The organism is Vibrio sp. Vb0598, from assembly GCF_033338935.1.
Lineage (GTDB): Bacteria > Pseudomonadota > Gammaproteobacteria > Enterobacterales > Vibrionaceae > Vibrio > Vibrio alginolyticus.
Window position 1 is genome coordinate 1 of the sequence record NZ_JAWOTP010000054.1, and the last position, 2240, is coordinate 2240.

General features: G+C 44.9%; 3 protein-coding genes and 1 pseudogene. 2 read left to right on the top strand and 2 right to left on the bottom strand.

The genetic code is table 11. The annotated features are described in order from the left end of the window. Both R7Q38_RS22760 and R7Q38_RS22765 read left to right on the top strand, forming a co-directional pair. Nucleotides 1-516: pseudogene (locus R7Q38_RS22760) on the top strand (nucleoside recognition domain-containing protein); the annotation flags it as partial. Then, nucleotides 513-743, top strand: a complete 231-nt coding sequence (locus tag R7Q38_RS22765; RefSeq protein ID WP_276433053.1) for a FeoC-like transcriptional regulator — start codon at nucleotides 513-515, stop codon at nucleotides 741-743. The pseudogene R7Q38_RS22760 and the gene R7Q38_RS22765, both read left to right, overlap by 4 nt. Before the next feature lie 117 nt (nucleotides 744-860). Here R7Q38_RS22765 and R7Q38_RS22770 read toward each other — a convergent pair whose 3' ends face one another. Beyond that, nucleotides 861-1289, bottom strand: coding sequence for an HIT family protein (locus R7Q38_RS22770; protein ID WP_021449627.1), 429 nt, complete (start codon nucleotides 1287-1289; stop codon nucleotides 861-863). Nucleotides 1290-1414: 125 nt separating this feature from the next. Continuing rightward, the coding region (gene argS, locus R7Q38_RS22775; protein WP_318114383.1) for an arginine--tRNA ligase at nucleotides 1415-2240 on the bottom strand (826 nt) is incomplete at its 5' end.

Below are 2240 nucleotides of genomic sequence, written 5' to 3' on the forward strand. Positions count from 1 at the left end.
AGTTTGTATACGTCGCCAAGTGACGGTGAAGAAGCAGAGTTCGAGCTGATGGGTAGCCTAAAAGATGCGGTAATGAGTATTCCTGAGAACCTTGCGGGCTTGAGTTACTCTGATCCATTAGGCATTGAAGTGGGTGACCTAACAGATTCAAATGCGGTCGCAGAAGAACAAGAAGTGGATGCGTCTATCTTCGGCAACATTAAGTCTCAGTTTGTTTCTGGTCATGCCGCGTTTGCTTACTTGATCTTCATCTTGTTGTACACACCATGTGTTGCTGCGATGGGGGCGTATGTACGTGAATTTGGCCATAACTTCGCACGTTTTATTGCGGTATGGACGATGGGTTTAGCTTACCTATGTGCAACGTTCTACAATCAGTTGACGCATTTCTCTGAAAGCCCAATTACTAGTGGTGTCTGGATGGCAATTATTGTTGCAATCTTCATCGGAACTTATCACGTATTCAAACGTATTGGTAAAAAACAACATGGTGCGTTAGAGGCGCAAGTCGCATGATTTTAAATGAGCTTTATCAATATATTGCAGACAAAGGGACGGTCTCACAGTCTGAGCTGGCTAAGCAGTTTGGAATGAGTGAAGATGGCGCGGATGCAATGTTAAGCGTGTGGATCAAGAAGGGTAAAATTAGCCGCTTGGTTGATACCAATAAAGCTCGAGAAGTGATGCGTGTGCGTTATGCCGTGACAAAACAAGACGAGTTGTCACTCACTGTTACTATGTAGTGGTTCATCAACCAAAGTTTACAAATAATAAAGCCGCGTCATTTCTGATGCGGCTTTTTCGTTTCTAATCAATAGCCTTGTCGCTGGCAAGCAAATCTCATAGCGGCTGAATATTAATTAAGCTTTATGGAAGATCGAGCTTAGCGACAATACATTTCCAATACGTTTGAGAATCTCATCTTGTTCTTTTTCGCTACGAAACTCGCCGCTTGTGTTTCCCCAAATCGGCCCTGGCCATGCAACGTCGTCCTTAAAGCGTGCGATATGATGAATGTGTAGCTGCGGCACCATGTTACCAAGTGCGCCAAGATTCAACTTGTCAGGGCGGAAAGTCGCTTCGAGCGCTTGGCTTACCGCTTGTGATTCAAGTAAAAACTGTTGCTGCTCTTTCATCGGTAAGTGGTGCAATTCTTTTAAGTTGGCACGTTTAGGAACTAAGATGACCCACGGCACTGCATTATCTTTATGTAGAAGTGCAACGCAAAGAGGGAAGTGGCCGATTACTGTGGTGTCTTTTGCCAATTGAGGGTGCAGTTCAAAACTCATTGTGGATATCCGATTCATTTCAATTTGAATTAGTATACGTCAGATAAAACAAAAGGTTGACGCTTTCACGTCAACCTTTGCAATCATTCAGCTTGTGCTACTTAAGTTATCAACTTAAAAGCGGCTTACATGCGCTCTAGCGTTTCGATACCTAGTAGCGATAAACCTTGCTTGATGGTTTTCGCTGTTAGGGCTGCCAGTTTTAGACGGCTTTGCTTAACGGCTTCATCTTCTGCTACTAGAATTGGGCATGCTTCGTAGAAGCTTGAGAATTGACCCGCTAGTTCAAATAGGTAGCTACACATGATGTGCGGTTGGCCTTCACGAGCAACAGATTGAACGGCTTCTTCAAATTGTAGAAGTTTAGCGATAAGCGCTTTTTCTTTTTCGTCAGTGATTTGGATATCACCTTGAAGTTCATCCATCGCTACACCAGCTTTAGCAAAGATAGAGGCAACGCGAGTGTATGCGTATTGCATGTACGGCGCTGTGTTACCTTCAAATGCTAGCATATTGTCCCAATCGAACACGTAGTCAGTCGTGCGGTGTTTAGATAGGTCAGAATATTTAACCGCTGCCATCGCCACTGTTTTAGAGATCTTCTCTTTCTCTTCAGCATCTAGCTCTGGGTTCTTAGATTCAATCAACTGTGCAGCACGAACTTCGGCTTCATCAAGAAGGTCCGCCAAACGAACTGTACCGCCCGCACGAGTCTTGAATGGTTTACCGTCTTTACCAAGCATCATGCCGAAAGCGTGGTGCTCAAGAGATACAGACTCAGGTACGTAGCCTGCTTTACGAACGATAGTCCAAGCTTGCATTAGGTGCTGGTGCTGGCGAGAGTCAATGAAGTAAAGTACGCGGTCAGCGCCTAGTTCTTCGTAACGGTATTTCGCACATGCGATATCCGTTGTGGTGTATAGGAAGCCGCCGTCGCGTTTCTGAACGATA